This window comes from Granulicella sp. L46 (assembly GCF_009765785.1).
Classification (GTDB): domain Bacteria; phylum Acidobacteriota; class Terriglobia; order Terriglobales; family Acidobacteriaceae; genus Granulicella.
In genome coordinates this window covers 33,500-51,094 of the sequence record NZ_LMUT01000002.1, presented here as the reverse complement: position 1 = coordinate 51,094, position 17,595 = coordinate 33,500, and the positions used below count along the sequence as shown (strand labels likewise).

General features: G+C 54.0%; 11 protein-coding genes. 6 read left to right on the top strand and 5 right to left on the bottom strand.

All coding sequences use genetic code 11. From position 1 onward, the window contains the following. Window positions 1-3: 3 nt before the first annotated feature. The gene (locus GSQ80_RS00180) at window positions 4-1,653 is read right to left on the bottom strand and encodes a CRTAC1 family protein (RefSeq protein WP_158785499.1); all 1,650 of its coding nucleotides are present in this window, start codon (window positions 1,651-1,653) and stop codon (window positions 4-6) included. Between the two features lie 226 nt (window positions 1,654-1,879). Here GSQ80_RS00180 and GSQ80_RS00175 point away from each other — a divergent pair, with 226 nt between their 5' ends. After that, entirely contained in the window at window positions 1,880-3,961 is a 2,082-nt protein-coding gene (locus tag GSQ80_RS00175) for a tetratricopeptide repeat protein (RefSeq protein WP_158785498.1), read from the top strand. Here the strand turns inward: GSQ80_RS00175 and GSQ80_RS00170 are convergent. Next, the gene (locus GSQ80_RS00170; protein ID WP_158785497.1) at window positions 3,953-4,183 is read right to left on the bottom strand and encodes an amidohydrolase family protein; all 231 of its coding nucleotides are present in this window, start codon (window positions 4,181-4,183) and stop codon (window positions 3,953-3,955) included. The genes GSQ80_RS00175 and GSQ80_RS00170 overlap by 9 nt on opposite strands. 216 nt (window positions 4,184-4,399) lie before the next feature. Between GSQ80_RS00170 and GSQ80_RS00165 the strand changes: the two genes are divergently transcribed. Both GSQ80_RS00165 and GSQ80_RS00160 read left to right on the top strand, forming a co-directional pair. Beyond that, window positions 4,400-5,509 carry a hypothetical protein gene (locus GSQ80_RS00165; RefSeq protein WP_158785496.1) on the top strand — a complete coding sequence of 370 codons (1,110 nt, stop codon included), beginning with the start codon at window positions 4,400-4,402 and terminating at the stop codon, window positions 5,507-5,509. 500 nt (window positions 5,510-6,009) lie between these two features. Beyond that, complete coding sequence (locus GSQ80_RS00160; protein WP_158785495.1) at window positions 6,010-8,661, top strand: DNA methyltransferase; 2,652 nt, start codon at window positions 6,010-6,012, stop codon at window positions 8,659-8,661. Window positions 8,662-9,005: 344 nt separating this feature from the next. On the opposite strand, the gene GSQ80_RS00155 is transcribed toward GSQ80_RS00160, so the two are convergent. Next, entirely contained in the window at window positions 9,006-9,836 is an 831-nt protein-coding gene (locus tag GSQ80_RS00155) for a hypothetical protein (protein ID WP_158785494.1), read from the bottom strand. A 124-nt stretch (window positions 9,837-9,960) separates the two neighbouring features. Between GSQ80_RS00155 and GSQ80_RS00150 the strand changes: the two genes are divergently transcribed. Next, window positions 9,961-10,281 (top strand): hypothetical protein, encoded by a 321-nt coding sequence (locus tag GSQ80_RS00150; RefSeq protein WP_158785493.1) that lies wholly within the window; start codon window positions 9,961-9,963, stop codon window positions 10,279-10,281. Window positions 10,282-10,403: 122 nt separating this feature from the next. On the opposite strand, the gene GSQ80_RS00145 is transcribed toward GSQ80_RS00150, so the two are convergent. Next, window positions 10,404-10,817, bottom strand: coding sequence for a hypothetical protein (locus GSQ80_RS00145; RefSeq protein ID WP_158785492.1), 414 nt, complete (start codon window positions 10,815-10,817; stop codon window positions 10,404-10,406). Between the two features lie 805 nt (window positions 10,818-11,622). On the opposite strand from GSQ80_RS00145, the gene GSQ80_RS00140 reads away from it, so the two are divergent. After that, entirely contained in the window at window positions 11,623-11,988 is a 366-nt protein-coding gene (locus GSQ80_RS00140; RefSeq protein WP_158785491.1) for a hypothetical protein, read from the top strand. Window positions 11,989-12,106: 118 nt separating this feature from the next. Here GSQ80_RS00140 and GSQ80_RS00135 read toward each other — a convergent pair whose 3' ends face one another. Next, window positions 12,107-14,845, bottom strand: a complete 2,739-nt coding sequence (locus GSQ80_RS00135) for a GH116 family glycosyl-hydrolase (protein ID WP_158785490.1) — start codon at window positions 14,843-14,845, stop codon at window positions 12,107-12,109. 300 nt (window positions 14,846-15,145) lie between these two features. Here GSQ80_RS00135 and GSQ80_RS00130 point away from each other — a divergent pair. Beyond that, window positions 15,146-17,595: hypothetical protein (locus GSQ80_RS00130; protein WP_158785489.1), on the top strand; the 2,450-nt coding region annotated here is incomplete at its 3' end.

Here is a 17,595-nt window from a genome sequence, read left to right as displayed (position 1 = left end):
CTGCTACGTCCATTTGCCTGCCCCCTCGACGAGGGTGATGTAGCGGTCGATCGGCAGGTTTGTGAAACGCTCGATCGCACGACTGGGCTGTGGCCAGGTGACTTCGACCCAGTCGATAGACTTGTGTTGCCCCAGCCCGAAGAGGATGCGGGGATCGTGCGCGGAGAGGAAACTGCCTCCGCCCACTTTCATGCGCGAGTGCTTCATGTCCCCAGCTTGATAGCTAACGCGTGCACCGATGGCATCTGGATTGCTTTTGCGGCCGACCAGATGGATGCCGAGCCAGTGATTTTGCCTTCCAGCATTATTCTTGAGTAGCAATGGCGCGGCGTCGTTGTTGCTGACGAGTACGTCGATGGCACCATCGTTGTTGAAGTCTCCGATGGCGAGGCCGCGAGCTGGGAAACTTTTAGTAAAGACCGGGCCGCTCTCGGCACTCACGTTGCGGAAGGTCTTCCCATCGTTGTGGAACAGCAACAATGGTTCTTTCCACTTTACGGTGGAGGAAGTCTTGTCGACCAGGTCGTCGGGAAATCCGTTGGCGAGGATAAGATCGAGCTCGCCATCGTTGTCATAGTCGAGGAATTTGAGGCCCCAACCACTCATCCACCGGGTCGCCATTCCAACGCCGAGAGCCATGGCCTTGTCATCGAATGTTGCGTCGCCATTGTTGCGGTAGAGAGAAAAGATCTCCTGGTCGATGTTGGCGACGAAGAGGTCCATCCACCCATCCTGATTGAAATCTGCCGAATCGACGCCCATTCCCGAGCGCGCCCTGCCCTCGTCGCTGTACGCTACGTTGGCAGTGAGGCCGACTTCTTCGAACTTGTCTCCGTGGTTCAGATAGAGGAAGTTACCGACCGTATCGTTGGCGACGAAGAGGTCCATCTTGCCGTCGTTGTTTAGGTCGGTGGCAACCACGCCCCAGGCTTTGCCGAGATGGTCGGCGATGCCGGAGGCCTTGCTGACATCGGTGAAGGTTCCATCCCCGTTGTTGTGGAATAGCCAACTGGGGCGCGGTTTGAAGATGCGTGGAATGCAATAGTGATGAACTCCGGCCTCGTCGGTGCCGCAACCGAGGGAAGGATCGAACTCGGCGAACTGGCAGACGAAGAGGTCAAGTTTGCCGTCGTTGTCGTAGTCAAACCAGACAGCGCTGGAACTCCAGCCGCCCGCGGCGACACCGGCTTTGTCTGTGACGTCGGTGAAGGTGCCATCGCCGTTGTTGCGATAGAGGATGTTGCGCCCGTACTGGGTCACATAGAGATCCGGGAAGCCGTCGCCGTTATAGTCTCCAACGGCTACGCCCATGCCATATCCGCCTCCGGTGACGCCGGCCTTTTCCGTGACATCGGTAAAGGTGCCATCGCGATTGTTGTGATAGAGGGCGTTGCGCAGGGGCTTCAGTGGGGTGTAAAAGTCGGATTTGGCACTATTGACGAGGTAGATATCCATCCAGCCGTCATTGTCATAATCGATGAAAGCGCATCCGGCGCCGCTGGTCTCAGGGAGATGCTTATCTGGTGACTTGCCTGCCGTGTGGACCCACGTGATTCCGCTGGCGGAGGCAGAAATCTCTTCGAATGCATCCTGCGAGGTATGGGCGGTAGTCTGTCCACGCAGACCCGGATGCAGGCGAGACGCAAAGGCCATGATGCCGAGGTTACGCAAAAGCGCACGACGAGAGAGGTATGCATGAGTCGAGTGTTCGCTGGTTGGGTCGGCGACGGGAAGGCTTCGATCAGATTTAGAGCTGCCGTGACGAGGGCTACCGATCCTGTGAGGCCATCTTCTCAAGAAACCCCTGCTGAAATGCCGTTGAACACGGTGACTCTATCATGAGGGTGATCTAAACTACAACCCGATGAAGCCTCGGTTGATGAGCGTGATTCTGTCGTTGGCGTTTGCGCTTGCGATTCCCGCCGGCGGCGGTCTTGTTGTCGCTCAGCAAAACGCGCCCGACCCAAACGCGCGCGTGAACGTCGATGACTTACAGAAACAGGCGTTGCACGAGGGTGAGTCCGGAGACGCGGACGATGCGATCCGTGATTATCAACGTGTGCTCACATTGCGGCCTGAGTGGGAAGAAGGTTGGTGGAATCTTGGAACGCTTGACTATGGTGCGAGCCGGTTTGTAGAAGCTGAAGCTGCTTTTCGCAGGGTCGTAGCGTTCGCGCCGAGGCTCGGTGTGGTCTGGGCGATGCTTGGGTTGTCGGAGTTCGAGACGAAGAAATTCGATGAGGCTCTCACTTCTATCGAAAAGGCGCAGACCCTCGGCATCCAGGACGATGCGGAGATCGAGCGGGTCTCGGCCTATCACTTGGGCTTGCTGTTCAATCGCGATGGTCAGCATGAGCGCGCAACGGAACTGCTGCTAAAAACATTTGGCAGGGGTGTAGTTTCGGAGCAGGTGAAGTTCGCTCTCGGCCTGGCGTTATTGAGGGTGCCGCTGCTCCCTGAGCAGGTAGATCCGTCCCGAGAGGCTTTAGTACTTGGCGCTGGCGAAGTCGTCGCGGCGGGTCCGGACGCGCTGAAACGGTTCCCTCCATTTCTGCAGGCGTATCCCAATGTGCCGTATTCGCAATACGCTTATGGGCTTGCGTTGGCGAATGCGGGTGAGTACGACGATGCGATGGTTGCGATGCGCGCAGAAACACTGCTTTCTCCTGACAACGCGTTGCCATGGATCGAGATCAGTCGTTTAGAACGCATGCGGTCTCACATCACCGAAGCGCGCATGGCTGGAGAAAGGGCGGTTGCGCTAAATCCAGCAAGCAAGGCTGCACACGAGGTGCTCGCAGCAGCGTTGAATGCAGCGGGAGACAAACAAGGTGCGGCGAAGCAACTCGGCTTAGCCGAACAATCTACCAGAGTACGAGAGACCCCGGAGCAGCGCATCGTTGCCCGGTACGAGACCAACTCCGCACCGGAGGCTGAGGCAGTCACTCCGCAGCAAGATGCAGACTTATGGAGCCAGGCAACTCGGGAGTTTTCTTCTGGAGACTACTCGGCCGCGGCCGTTCACCTCAGAGCATGGCTGGCGAAGAATCCGCGAGACGGGACCGGATGGGCGATGTTGGGGTTGGTCGAGTTTGGGCTCCAGGACTTTGACAGCGCGCTCATCCATCTCAACCGGGGCGAAGAGTTGAGCGTCCGGGGCAGCGCTGCGTCGATACAGCAAGCGACCTATACCTTGGGGATCCTGCTAATCCATAAAGGCGAGTTTGAGCGGGCTACCGACGTGCTCTTCTCTGCCTGGAAGACGGGGCCTCTGGATCAGAGCGTTGAATGCGCGCTTGGGCTTGCGTTGCTGCGCAGGGCAGAGATCCCGGTCGCGGCGGAAACGGCCGAGTCGTCGCTGACATGCGCCGCTGGAAAGGTCGCAACGCTGTTGCAGGAGAGCAAATACGACGATGCGTTTGCTGAGCTGGAGCCGTTGATCAAGCAATATCCTTCGATGCCTTTTCTCCATTATTCCTACGGGAACGCTGAATTGGCGTTGTCGGAGTTTGGCGAGGCGGCAGCCCAGATGCGGGCCGAGGCAAGGCTATCGCCTTCGAGCCCGTTGCCCCATCTTCGGCTCGCGTCGATTGCACTGCGCGAGCACAACCCAGCGGACGCGGTCACCGAGGCGAAGCGTGCGCTTGAACTGGCCCCGCGCTCGGCGGAGGCTCACTATCTATTAGGGCGCGGCTCGCTCGAGAGCGGAGACAATGCGACGGCGCTACGGGAACTCGAGATGGCGAGCAACCTGAGTCCGGGAAGTCCTGAGGTGCACTTCATCCTTGCCAAGGCGTATATGCAGGCAAAGATGGAGGAGAAGGCTGAACATGAGCGGGCAACGTTTTCCGAATTAAATGAGATCGCGGAAAAGCAACGAAGCCAGCGAGGGAGACAAATTTACGCCGGGCCGCGCGAGACGACGGGGATTACGACAACGTCGCACGGGCCGTCAGACTAATAGGTGAGGTGAGTCAGACGGCTTAGGCTTGGAATCGATACCTGCTAGCCGATACACCTGTACCGCCGTTCCCGCTGCGATGTGCTGTTGCTCGTCGAAACTCAACTCTGTGATGAGCCGTTCGACGATCCCTTTCCATATGTCGTAATTGCTTGCCAGGAGAAGGACGGGCCAATCCGAACCGAACATGAGTCTAGAGGGGCGAAACACTTCGAGGGCCATTCGAGATAAGGGCGAAGGTCGAAGGTCGGTCTCTGTCAAGCTATTTAACCCAAAGTCCTAGAAGCCACCTGCACGCAGTGCCACTATTCCATCCCACCGAGCGAGACCATGCGCCTGGACTTCGACCGAATGCGGTGCCCGCGTTGTTCGGCCGAGTTCATCCCGAACCCGATTCAAGATAGAATTCGGCAATAGTCTCGCCGCGTACGGAGAAAAATGCCCGAAGCAGAGTCGAAATCGGCCGAATTCGAAAGCACAAGATCTTGGCTCGACGCGGGCAGTAAGGCGTTCCTGATCCTGTACGGCATCGGATATTTTGTTGAGAGCTACTACGATTCTCGTTATGGCCTTGGATACATAAACCCACTGCGGTCAAAGGTTGGGTTCACGGGAATAGCCTTCGGGCTCCAGGTCCTAACTGCGATCGTCTTGTTCAAAGTAGAAGAGATAGTAAACAATAGCTCAATATGGGCCGACGCAAGCGGCAGTGTCTCCGGCGTCCAGTCATACTTGCTAAAGATTCCATATATCGCCACTTGGCTTGTAGAGTGCTGCCTCATCGCTTTTGCCCTAACCTTTATCTTCGCGACAAACGTCCAGGGTAGCCTGTCTGATTTTGGGCACGCCGTCGCCGCGTTGCTTAACGCACATCACGCAGCAGCAATAATACCCGCCATCCAGAGCCCGGCACGCGAAGGCCCCGCAAGCATGAAGGATGTGTTTTCGTTGGCGATCTCCTTCCTGCTGATGGCGACCGGTGGAACGCTCGTCAGATTTAGCCGAATTCCTATGTTGCTCGCCGGGCTAATCACGGCGATCGGAGGAGTCGCCTTCATTCTTATCTTAAGTAGATCCGATGTAGGGGCAACTAACGTCCATCCAATAGTTCTTGGCTACGTTGTCTTCGTTGCGTTGATTCGCCTTGCATTGGTGCTCTTCCAAAAGAATCGACCGGCTATATCAATCAAGAAGAAGGCCGCTCTCTTTCTTCTTGCGCTCGCTGTTCCGATTCTCTACGCACACACAATCTACGGCAACGTGTCAGAGCAGTGGGGCGGGGGACATGGTGCGCTGGTGCTTGTGCAGTTCGAACGGAACGTCCCTCCCTTGGGCCTAACGTCTCACGTTCACATGCTTGAGGAGACTGATGACGGCTTCTACCTCGTAGATGCGAATGGTGACCACACTGCCATTTATGTCCCACGAAAAGATGTTAAGGAAGTGACCTATTCCTCGACCTCACAACCTCCTCAAGCCCCCAACACGCCACCACAAGCGCCCCCTGCAAATACTCCACTGATGAACCCGCCTCCATCCACTCCTTAATAAGCGGCCTTATCAGCGCAGTGGTCCATCGGCGACGTGCCCGAAATCCATCAACATCCCAAACGTTTCTGGAATTCCACACACAGTGAAGTGAAAGATCTAGGGTGTAGCTTAATTTGTCCCGTAGAATGCTACCCCCGATGGAGTTTGCCGGGGTAGTATTCTACGGGACAAATTAAGCTACACCCGGAGTATTTGACTTTACGTAAGTGGGATTCTGGAAGCTATCGGATGAGAAATGCTCTAGAGCACGTCTCGGATAGGGTATTTCCCCAGACTCGTGAACGCATGCTGAAGGCCGTGCTGAGATTGGAGCGAGCCAAATTCAAGAAGGGATCTTGATCCGACCGCAGTGGCGCGAAAGCACCACCGCACTCCGCGCAAGGATCTCCGTATTAAGGAGTTATTGTTTGGCCGATTTCGGAACTGAAGTGTGAGCACCTTGTAATATTGTCCACAAGCACAACCTTTTCGAATTCAGGTCGCTACTGAGGATCAAGTTGTCCGTAGAAAGAGATAGAATCTCAGCGTTTGTTTCATATGCCGCGACACTGTCAGGGTATGAGCGAGGCGAAGCGCAAGTTTTCTGCGATCGGCTTTTCCGCGCCTTTGGCCACGGTGGTTACAAGGAAGCTGGGGCAACTTTAGAATATAAATTGAAGCGATCGGGAAAGCCTATAGGCTTTCCCGATCTATTGTGGCGTCCTTGGCTATTGCTGGAAATGAAAAGCCGCGGCGAAAAACTTCAACGTCACTATCAACAAGCTTTCGATTACTGGCTCAATGCAGTCCCTGACCGTCCGCGTTACGTCGTGCTTTGCAACTTCGACGAGTTCTGGATCTACGACTTCAACGTGCAACTTCACGACCCCATGGATCGAGTTCGCGTCGACCAACTCGCGGAACGTTACGAGGCCCTCAATTTTCTCTTTTCAGGCGAGAAGAAACCAGTATTCGACAACGACCGAGTGGCGGTGACCCGGGCCGCAGCCGACAAAGTAGCCCAGGTTTTCAACTCGCTTGTTAAGCGCGGCGAAGATCGAGAACATGCGCAAAGGCTCATATTGCAGTGTGTCGTCGCGATGTTTTCGGAAGACTTCGACCTGCTCCCGAAAGCGTTTTTCTCGGAGCTTCTTGACGAGTGCATTCAAGGAGCTAGCAGCTATGATCTGCTCGGCGGTCTTTTCCGCCAGATGAATTCAGAAACGCAGGCACGCGGAGGTCGCTATCAGGGGATTCGCTATTTCAATGGAGGATTATTCGAGAAAGCGACTCCAATCGAGCTTAACGAAGGCGAGTTGGCCGACCTAAAGTCCGCAGCTATTGAGAATTGGGGCAAGGTCGCACCCCCGATATTCGGCACTATCTTTCAAAGCAGCATGGACAAGGCGAAGCGACATGCCTTCGGCGCGCACTTCACAAATGAGGTGGACATCCAGTCAGTCGTGCGCCCAACACTCGCCCGTCCCTGGAGAGAAAAAATAGCGAAGGCCACGAGTTTAAAAGACCTCAGGGACTTGACAGAATCCCTCCTACATTTCAGAGTGCTCGACCCGGCATGCGGTAGTGGAAATTTTCTTTATGTGGCGTACAGAGAGCTTGTCGCGATTGAAATGGAAATACTCGCCAAGATCCACGATAACTATGGGGCTCGCGCCCGAAGAGCAACAGGGACCGCTTCGCTTGTAAGCACTAAGCAATTTTTTGGGATCGACTTAGACCCATTCGCAGTGGAGTTAGCAAAAGTCACTCTAATGATTTCAAAACGCGTCGCATTGATGGAACTCCAAGACAGCTGGTTTGCTGCAGACGGAGAACTGCCCTTCGAATTCGAGAGCCCCCTGCCCTTAGACAATCTGGACTCAAATATTCGCTGCGAAGACGCTCTCTTTGAAAAATGGCCAGATGCGGACGCCATCATCGGCAACCCACCATATCAATCAAAAGACAAGATTCAAGAGGAACTCGGACCTGCCTATGTGAACCGCGTACGCGCTCACTATCCCGAAGTGCCGGGCCTGGCAGATTTCTGCGTGTATTGGTTTAGACGTGCTCACGATTTACTTCCAGCTGGCGGGCGCGCAGGGTTAGTTGGTACCAACACCATCCGACAAAACTACTCGCGTGAGGGTGGCCTCGATCACATCGTGGATAACGGCGGAACAATCACCGAGGCTGTTTCCAGCCAGGCTTGGTCAGGCGATGCTGCGGTGCACGTGTCAATCGTAAACTGGGTTAAGGGCCACGAAGGTGGCATCAAGAAGCTATTTCGGCAAGAGGGAAATAGCACTGAAGCACCATGGCAGGTACAAGAGGTGCCACGGATCGGGGCTGCTCTCTCTGGTAAATTCGATGTCACCAAGGCTTCCGACCTACAAGTAAATAAAGATTCCGACACGTGCGACCAAGGGCAAACGCACGGCCACAAGGGCTTCCTACTCTCTCCTGAAGAAGCACGCGAAATGATCGATGCTGACCCCCGCAACGCCGACGTAATTAAGCCATATATCATCGGCGACGACTTCCTATCCGAAAAGCCCCCACAGGCCTCGCGATACGTAATCGACTTTGCCCCGCGGGATCTGTTGAAATCCGGCACCTATTCGAAGCCTTTTAGACGGATCGAGCAGCTGGTATTAGCCGATAGGGAGGAAAAGCTTGCAAAGGAAACGGCGCGTAATCAGGAAGCCCTCGCGGATGATCCCAAAGCAAAACTCAAAAGACATCATCAGGTTTTCCTTGATCGTTGGTGGCAACTCTCGTGGCCCAGGAACGACCTGATGGTCAAGCTGTCAAAACTTCCTAGATACATCTGTTGTAGTAGCGTCACCAAACGTCCCGTGTTTGTTCTTGTATCGAACAAGATCAATCCTAGCGCTGCTGTGACCGTTTTCACATTTGAGGACGACTACTCTTTCGGAATACTTCAGTCCGGCATCCACTGGCTTTGGTTTGTCGAAAGATGCTCAACCCTCACCGAACGCCCGCGATACACAAATACTACGGTCTACAACTCCTTTCCGTGGCCGCAGTCCCCAACCTTGACACAGGTCCGCGCCGTCGCAAAAGCCGCCGTCGAGTTGCGAGAACTGCGCAAACAAGTGATGCGCGAATACGATTACAGCCTTCGAGACCTTTACAGAACACTATAGCTGCCCGGAGACAACCCTCTCAAAAGAGCACATCTGAAGCTCGATCTTGCGGTTAGGGCGGCTTACGGGATGAAAGGTAGAGACAACCCACTTGAGTTTATTTTTAAACTGAACCAAGAAGTTGCTGAACGGGAGCACACGATGCGTCTCGCGACTTCACCCGGTCTCCCACCTTGCGTGAAAGAGCGCAAGGAGTTTGTGTCGAACGATTGTATTGTGCAACCGGAACTGTAGACACACTGTTTCAGGTGCCCCACATCACCAAACCCCTCACGTCAACCCATACCTGAAATCAACAATCCAGCAAGTCTTTAGAGTCGGTTTCGCCTTGCTCTGGTAGAAACCTAGGGATGAAGTCTTCGTTTTGGTAACTTCCACTTCTTCGCAAACTCGACGGCCTTTGGAAGCGGATTAGCCAATTGTTCGTAGCCGACTAGATATTCGTCGTGAGGGTTCTTGAGTAGTCGTTCGTGCCACTTTGTGCGCACATCTTGTTTGTGGCTGACGCTCCATGCGAGCAGGTCTGCCAACTGCAGCGCGGGCACCAGCCTCATATCGAGGTCCATGATCTTCGTGATCCGGGTGAGGGCCGGGATTTGCTTCAACACTTTTGGATGGTTTAAGCGATCACAAATGTGACCTCGGAAAGGCTCTCCTTGGTCAAAGTAAAGATGGATGTTCTGCGCACCCAGGCCATCGAATCCCCACTTCATACAATCGTCGACTGCCTGTGTAGCGCAGACTTCGTCCGCGCTTCTGGGAACGTCCGGATTATCCTGCCGAGCCTTGATGAACTCTGCTAACTTGATCGTTATCGAATGCGAGTAAAGTCCGAGTCGGCCCGGGCCATCATCTCGAATGGGGAGGGCGATGTGATGCCCGATCACCTTGGCACAGTCCATGATTAGGGCGTTTCGGCGTGTCGTATTCCAGCCGTCTCGGAAATCGTTCTTTTGCGCGATTGCGTCTGTGACATGCAAGTAAGCAGCGCGATGCTTATTGAGTACGCGCCACCATTCTCTGTTGAATCGACGCCATTCATGCCTCGTACCTGAAATGGAGGCCAGGGTAATCACATCGTATTGCGTACTATCAGCCTTATTAGAACCATCAAAATAGGTTTGAACCAATGTTGGAATGCAATTTGTCCGCTTGTTTAGCTTGCTGTATTTCAAGCTACCCTCATCGTTGCGCCAGTCCGCAACCTTAGTTTCATCCCAACAAATTTCGACTCGACATGTTTAAGGCGCACCGCGAGCACCTCACCGCTTACCTTCAGGAATCGCAGGAGGAATGGCCATGTCGAAGACGAAGAAAGTTTTGAGTATGTTGATCTCCAGTTTGGTGTGGATGAACAGTGCAAGCCATGCGCAAGATATCAATGCAAAGCCGAAGGCGATCCAACAACAGCTCGTGCATATTGTGATGATCAACATGTCCGGCAAATCACGAGAAGCTCATGTCCGCGATACAGTCGTCCCGTTGCCCGTGGCAGAGCGAATAGCGCTGCAGATTCCTCAGGGGGAGAAAATAAAGATCACGAGTAGCACGGATCGGACGATCGCTCGAGTTATCACTGCTGCATCGACCAACGAGGGTCGCACGATTGCGGTCAATTGAGGCAGCCGCCCGCGAAACGGCGTTATCGGAAACTACGAGCGCAAGATCAACAAGCCGTCTGACGGTAGGCTGTTTGCGTCTGGTCAAAGGGGGGAGGGTTTGGATACTTCTCCTGCGCAGTGTCAGGCCCGCGATATCGCGATACTGGCAACATAGCATCCCAATGAGATGCTGATGCCGGTGAGAGGCGAGCTGAAAAAATAGAACTTGCACAGAGCAGCCATACCGCCGAGCATGGCTAGCCCCACGATCAGCAGGAACGGTGATCGGAAGAGAATTGTGCTGTGAGCGATTGCAAGATAGCCAAAAACCAATCCGAACAGAATTAGTCCCATGCTGTGGCTGGCATTGAAGCCCACCCAACAGCGCCACATAGTCGTTTCCGTAGAAATTACGGGTGAAATCTGCGTCATGCTAACCTGCAGCGACGGGTCACGGGGCGTAAGCTCGGGTCCCTGAAACGTATAGGCGAGATGAAAAGCTCCGAGCATCAGTACAATGCTCGCGCTAAGAACCATCAGAACTCTTGCAGCCACGATACCTCCCTTTTTACTAACAAACGTCGCACTTGACATCAAGGAGTCGTCCGACTTGACCGCACGCTGGACGACCCCAATCCCCCGGATTGCAGCGCATTCCTACTAGCTTGCTCTTCTACGACTTTGGCTAGACCACCTCCATAAAGCCAGATTCCAAGACTTCCAGGGCCACAGCGGCTGTCCGTCAAGCTCCCTGCCCTATGCGGGCGGTCTCATACATTCACTGTCGCCTGCAGAAACGTGGTTGGGATCTCGGTTTCGCTTCCAATTATGCACTCGACGGAATCAACGACTAAATCACAAATTAAAGGGCGCCTCTCTTCCTCGTCGATTTCAGTGGCGTGAAAAAAAGACGCCGAGCTGATTGCTAGCGACAGGCGGGTGTTCAAATTTTCTTTCGATGACTAAAGGAACCCTTCACTTGGGTACGCAATTTCTCATGACCGAGTGCTCCATGTTTTGCCTGACCAAAGACGATGACGGCTCATCTAGACGCTTCGTAGAAAACGCCATATAGCGAGAAAATCAAGACACTAGAGCTTTTCATAATCACTGCTTCGCCTGGTACTGCGCTGCAGCAATCAGATGTTTTGTCGAACACTTGAGCATCAGGATGCTGAATTTCAATCTCCTTTACCATAGGAGAAGGAATTCCTAATTGACTTAGGGTTACTCGGTTGTATAACGCAATGTCATTCGCGTTAATCTCGTGAACTTTGGTGCCGAGATTTCTCATGTATTTACCATTCCAACGGAACCCGTCGGCCTCATAGTCCAACATTGTCCCAACGATAGCCCGGGCTTGTTTTTCATCCCAACACGTGACTCCTTCAGTCTGGATATGTTTGCGAACTACCGCAGCACTGGAACCCTGCTTTACAGTGACGATATGGATGCGAGAGACCCGTACGTGAACTTCTCCCGCACCACGACCCTGCGTGTGCGGCTCACGGTGTATTACGTTGCGGTGCTCGTGGTGCTGCTCCTGGTGTACGCATGCGTGGTCTTCGCGCTGCAGTATGAATCTCTCACCGGCCACATGCTTCACGATGAAGTGCAGGACGTCATCACCGTAAAGGGCCTTCTGTACTTCGATGCCCGCGGCCAGCTCCAACTTGAGCAGAACTATTATTCCCGCCCGCAATCGCATCTGCTCGTACCCGGCTGATGGAAGTCCTTGACAGTTCAAGCGGCGCCATCCTTTATCGAATCCCACGCTCAACAATCGGCGCGCGGTCTTTTGTAGGCTTGGGCTTATGGGCGGTTCGCATAGGACAATCAGCTGCTCATGCAAGCATGTCTATCCTCAAGGAGTTCCCTTCCGCCAACACTATTGGTGAGTTCAGATGGAAGATTGTCTGTTCTCCGTGCTGTTCCGTGGTGTGCACATAGGTTTTTTTCTGGCCGGCGACCGTTGCCGACAATCCGGCACCCGTGATCTGGAATGAACGGCAAGGAAGTGTGCCGGCCAGCACCTCAATGCTGAAGCGGTTGCCGCGACCGGCAGTTGGTCCATAGATAAATGTTCCCCAGCCTGTGCCGGTCGCCCAGAAGCATTGAAACGTCCGATGTGGAATTCGAGGTACGGCGGTGACGTGCGCGGTTGCGCCGTCGTAGTAAAAGCCACTTAGGGCGACTACACTCGTCCATGAAGCCATTGCGCGCGCATAATGATGACCACATTCGGCCTCGTCCCATGGGTTCCGTTTTTCGCCGTCGTATCTGGCACGAATGTTGTGAATGCATTCGGTGCCTTCGTCTGTCATTCCCGAGTAGAGCATCAGTGCTGCGGTCGAATATTCGAAGCCGGTCATGACCTCGGCGAAGTAGGGAAATGGGATGCGAGGACGTGTCGTGGTGCCATAGTCGCAGATGACCATTGCTGCTTCATCGTTCAGGGCGAATGTGCGCTCCGTATTATTATGGTCGATGAGCGTTCGCTTGTAGTTGTATTTGTATATCGATTGAAGGGTCGTGCGAACGTGATCTTCCGAAACCAGCGGACCGAGCCCCATTACATCGGCTAGATACTGGCCGATCAGCTGGTCGATGAGACATCCTTTTCCCATTTGGTACCCGGGAAATCCTGTGCTGTTGATCTCGGTACCCGGGCGAAGAACGGGAGTGACTTTATCGGGGCGAACATCCTTGATTTGCTGGATATAGAACTCGCCATTGAAGAGGTTGGCGTCGATCCAGCGGCTGCCGAGATCAAAAAGGTCTCTGTACTGCTTTGCTGTGACATCCTCGCCGAGCGTGAGAGCCATCTCCTCTCCAGCTCGCAATGCACCAAGATAGTAGATGCCACACATCGGGTTTGGTCCGTAAAATGCCACATCGTAGGTGTTGTTCTGTACACCTTCGAGGATGCCTGTCCTGTTTGGATCCCATCCGCCTTCTACCCAGCAAAACTCCATCGCTTTTTTAATGCGAGGCCACATCATAATCAACCACTCTTTGTCTCCGGTCTGTTTCCAGTCCAGATAGGCATGCATGATCTGTCCCATGTGACCGTCGGCAGCGACAATTCCGTCCCTCGATTCGCCATCGGGAAGTTGTTGCCGGGCGTGGATCGCTCCTTGATCATCGAGAGAATAGCCGAAGGAAGCCTTGCGTAAAGAACGCGCGAAAGAAGGAAATAGAAAAGCTGTTGCGGTCTCGTAGCTCCAGACATGAGTGCAGTTGCCATAGCAGCTGCCTATCTTGTCGTAACTTCCCTCGAATCCGTGAAACTCGCCGTCTGCGGTTCGGAAACAGGTGGTGGATGCGAGGGTGGAGAGGTTAGAGCTAGCGGCGTCCTTGATGGCGGATGGCAGCGTGCTGCACCGGAAAGCTGTGGTAAAGAGTCGCGTTCGGCTCTCAAGTAGTTCCAAATTGTTTGCAGTGTACTCAGCGGCATCCCATGCTTCCTTGAACCGTGTGGCGTAGAAATTGCCGATGATGGTGTGTCCCTTTCCTGCAGGGGCTGCCCATCCGCACCAATCTGGAGTGCGGTTGGGAAAATGCCATGCCAATAGGAAGGTTAAGGTCGCCGACCTACCTGCGCCGATTGTTTGCTGCTGACTCAAAGCACCGACGGTGTTATAGACTTCCGGCTCGACTGCGAGTTGGCCGTCCGTTGCGAATGTGTCCCAGAACAACAGGGGTGGATTCCACCACGGACTTTGCGGCCAGCCACGCCAGTGTGTAACTCGGGTATCCGCGTCTGGCATTGCAGCGAGGGCGAACGTGCCGTGCATGGGATCGTGGGCAGATAGACCCGGGTTGCTCATGATCAGCCCCGTCAATTTCCCCTTCTGCTTATATTCGTTGCGCCGCTTGTCCTCAGCAGGTGTTGCGTTGCTCGGCCCATCATCAATGATGGGATTATCAATAGAAAATGCGATGCTTACCTTTGCAGAGGAGGGACCTGGATTGGTTACGCGATAACGCAGGATAGCGACAGGCAAACCTGAGTTCTCCGGATCATGCGGTATGAAGGGAGAAAAGGCTTCGAGTTCAACCTGTACTGGAAATGTTGGATCCTCGAACTTAACTTTCGCGAAAGGGTACTCGCCAGTAAACTCTGTGGTTTGTAGTCGACTGTATCCAGGTGAATTATTGGAGCCTAGTCCGGAGGAACCTTCGTACGGAGGAAGGATGCGCCCTTCGAGTATGCGAGTTATGGGTTTCGCGTTGCCTGACTGTACCCAGATGGCTGGAAAGGCATAGTCAGGAGAGGCTCCCTTATCCGGCCGATTGAATATCTCCCAATCGCGAAGCTGCCCTCGCCCGCCTAATCTTAAGCTGCCGGCGCCTACGCCGCCGAGCGGAAAGGCGATCATCTTCAAATGCTGTCCGCGGAATATCCTCGGATATGAGATCTCTGGGCGGTAGTGGGATGCCCCTTCGTGCTCGGATTTGGTCTTCGCCCCTTCCTGGATCTCAGCATTTCCAGACCAGGAGACTCCCTGGGCAGCTGTGCCGACGACAATAGCAGCCTGCTTTAGAAAATCTCGCCGTGCTAATTTGCTATTTGCACTCATATTCCTCCCATCATTCTGCGCAGCATCTAGGCAACAAACTCATCTTCCCGATCTAAGGGGACGACGATCACGCATCGCTCTACGACGGCAAAACCACCTGCCGGATCCATACCATCTGGTCAGTTAGGCAAGATGACGTGAAGTACGGCTTCCGTTACTTGACGCAGCGCTCTCTCAACTTCATGGTTGCGGTGGCTTGCTGCGTGGATAGTTTGTAGACTCACGCGCTTCCGCTTGACAACATTCGATAAAGGAGGTTATACGTTTGGGCGTATATTTCACAAGCGAAATGAGAATTTTATGAACAATATCTCGAAGCCCCCCAACTTCCTATGTCTCTTCAGCGTCTTTGCGACACTCTTGGTCTTTGTTGGGAAACCTGCTTTCGCAGCGGTGCAAGCTACTTTCTATGTGTCGCCATCGGGTGATGACTCTAACGCGGGGACTCTGGCGTCTCCTCTACTGACGATCACAGGCGCGCAGGCCAGGGTGCGCGCAATCAACTCGAGCATGACCGGCGACATTGTAGTTTATTTACTTGGAGGTACCTATACGATTTCGTCGCCGATTGTCTTCACGGCAGCGGACTCCGGCACCAACGGATTTCATGTGATCTACGAGGCCTACAATAACGAACTCCCAGTGATTAGCGGCGGCGTCCAGGTAAGTGGATGGACGTTGGATCATGGCAATGTATACAAAGCCTCTCTGAGCCGCAGCACCAAGCTGCGCAATCTGTTCGTTAATGGTGTGCGCGCTTCGATAACGCAGAGTCCCGCTCCGATTACGGGCCAGGGCTTCGCCGGAACCTTCACCGTGGCTGGAACAGAATCATGGGTTGCGCCCACCCCTCCAGGACAAACGGGCGTCAGTGGATCTACGCCTGACGACGTACAGTTTGATTCATCTGCTGTAGGAATCTATAACAATCCGAGTGATGTCGAGCTGATGCAGAATCTCGGCTTCAACTCGATCATCGTCTCGGTTCGGGGTATCTGCACGCACGGACAGACAGGCTGCAACGAAACTGGTAGTTACACCGACTTCCAGTTCCAGCAGCCCTACGGCGCGCTCGCGACATCTTTGCGATATGGAACCAACATGCTCACGACAGGTCAGTTCTATATCCGCAACGCTTATGAGCTCTTGAATACTCCCGGGCAGTTCTACTTTAACCGTTCGACGCAGACGCTCTACTACTATGCTCGTGGCGAAAACATGTCGACTGCTACCGTCATAGCTCCACTCAGCGAAGGCCTTCTACAGGTTTATGGCACATCCACTAGCGGCCGTGTCACTAATCTCGAGTTTATTGGAATCACGTTTGCGTACGATCATTGGCAGATGTACAACGTCGCCGGGTCGAATGGCATGGCAGCGTTGCAGAGCGTTGCCGGTCAGGTACTGTTCTCAGGAACGTATGGAATCTCCGGCGGCGTGCAAAACACTAACTATACGGGTTGGGGCTGGCATAACGACGTGTACAACGATACGCAGACTGCGCAGGCCAGTGTCGATGTCCGTAATGCCAGCGGCGTCGTCTTCCAGGGCGACCAGTTCGAGCACCTTTCCAGCGGCATAGCCCTTAGTCTCACCGATGATGTGGTCAATTCCAGCGCCACCGGTAACGCATTTATGGATCTGTCTGGCAACGCCGTTAACGTCGGCAATGCGCAAAACGCCTATGCGAATGCGACCAACAATTACTCAGTGTCCAGCAGACTCTTCCCTTCGGGCGTCTGGGGCGTATGTACCGACGACACCATCCAGGACAATTTGATCCGTCTTCCAAACCGCGAGTACTACCAGTTCGAAGGCTTATCGGCGGCGTATGTGAACGGGCTGCAGTTGCTTCATAACGATGCTTCGCAGATGGGCTACACGGGAATCTCACTGGGCTGGGGATGGGTAAACACGCCAGACTCGACCACCTCACAGAACAACACAGTCAGCTACAACCATCTTGTCAATATGAACCAAGTATTGAACGGAGACGGTGGTGCCCTCTACACCCTCGGCCAGATGCCGAACACAGCAGTCTCATCAAACTATATCGACAATAGCCTAGACGGGATCTATCCAGATCAAGGCTCGTCCCACATCACCTTTACGGATAACGTCCTTCAGGGCACGACTGGAGACTGGCTGTATATCTGGAGCGCTACAGCGATGCCGGATATAACCGTCAGCGACTCCTATACCGATAATTCTAATTTTCTAAACGCCGGAGGCACGGCCAATAACGATATCGTCACCGGCACAACTTTTGCTTCGCCACTTACCTCAAACTCGAGCGCAGTCAGCATCATGAATGCCGCCGGTCTCACCTCTTCCTATCAATATCTCCTGAACTCGGCAACTGTCTCAGGCCTCAACGCAACGATTGCCAATAGTCAAGTCTCCTTAAGCTGGCAATCGACCGGCCCTGTAACAAGCTTCAATGTTTATCGGGGCGCGGCCAGCAATGGGGAAGGATCGATTCCTTATGTTTCCGGCATTGCATCGAGCACCTTCATCGATACGTCGGTTACCGCCGGTACTACCTACTACTACAAGGTCACAGCCGTGGGTTTATCCGGTACAGAGTCCGCAGCATCATCCGAGGTCAGCGCGGCGATGTTTGCGTCCACCGCTGGCACACTCTACAAGATTGTCAGCGTGCCCAGTGGGCATAGCTATGTGCTGGACACAAACGGAAGCACATCAGACGGAACGTCCATCTTGCAAGACGTGGACAACGCTTACAGCGA

Coding starts and splice junctions, on each gene's coding strand:
- GSQ80_RS00180 (WP_158785499.1), bottom strand. CDS start 1,653: ATGGCCTTTGCGTCTCGCCTGCATCCGGGTCTGCGTGGACAGACTACC.
- GSQ80_RS00175 (WP_158785498.1), top strand. CDS start 1,880: ATGAGCGTGATTCTGTCGTTGGCGTTTGCGCTTGCGATTCCCGCCGGC.
- GSQ80_RS00170 (WP_158785497.1), bottom strand. CDS start 4,183: ATGGCCCTCGAAGTGTTTCGCCCCTCTAGACTCATGTTCGGTTCGGAT.
- GSQ80_RS00165 (WP_158785496.1), top strand. CDS start 4,400: ATGCCCGAAGCAGAGTCGAAATCGGCCGAATTCGAAAGCACAAGATCT.
- GSQ80_RS00150 (WP_158785493.1), top strand. CDS start 9,961: ATGTCGAAGACGAAGAAAGTTTTGAGTATGTTGATCTCCAGTTTGGTG.
- GSQ80_RS00135 (WP_158785490.1), bottom strand. CDS start 14,845: ATGAGTGCAAATAGCAAATTAGCACGGCGAGATTTTCTAAAGCAGGCT.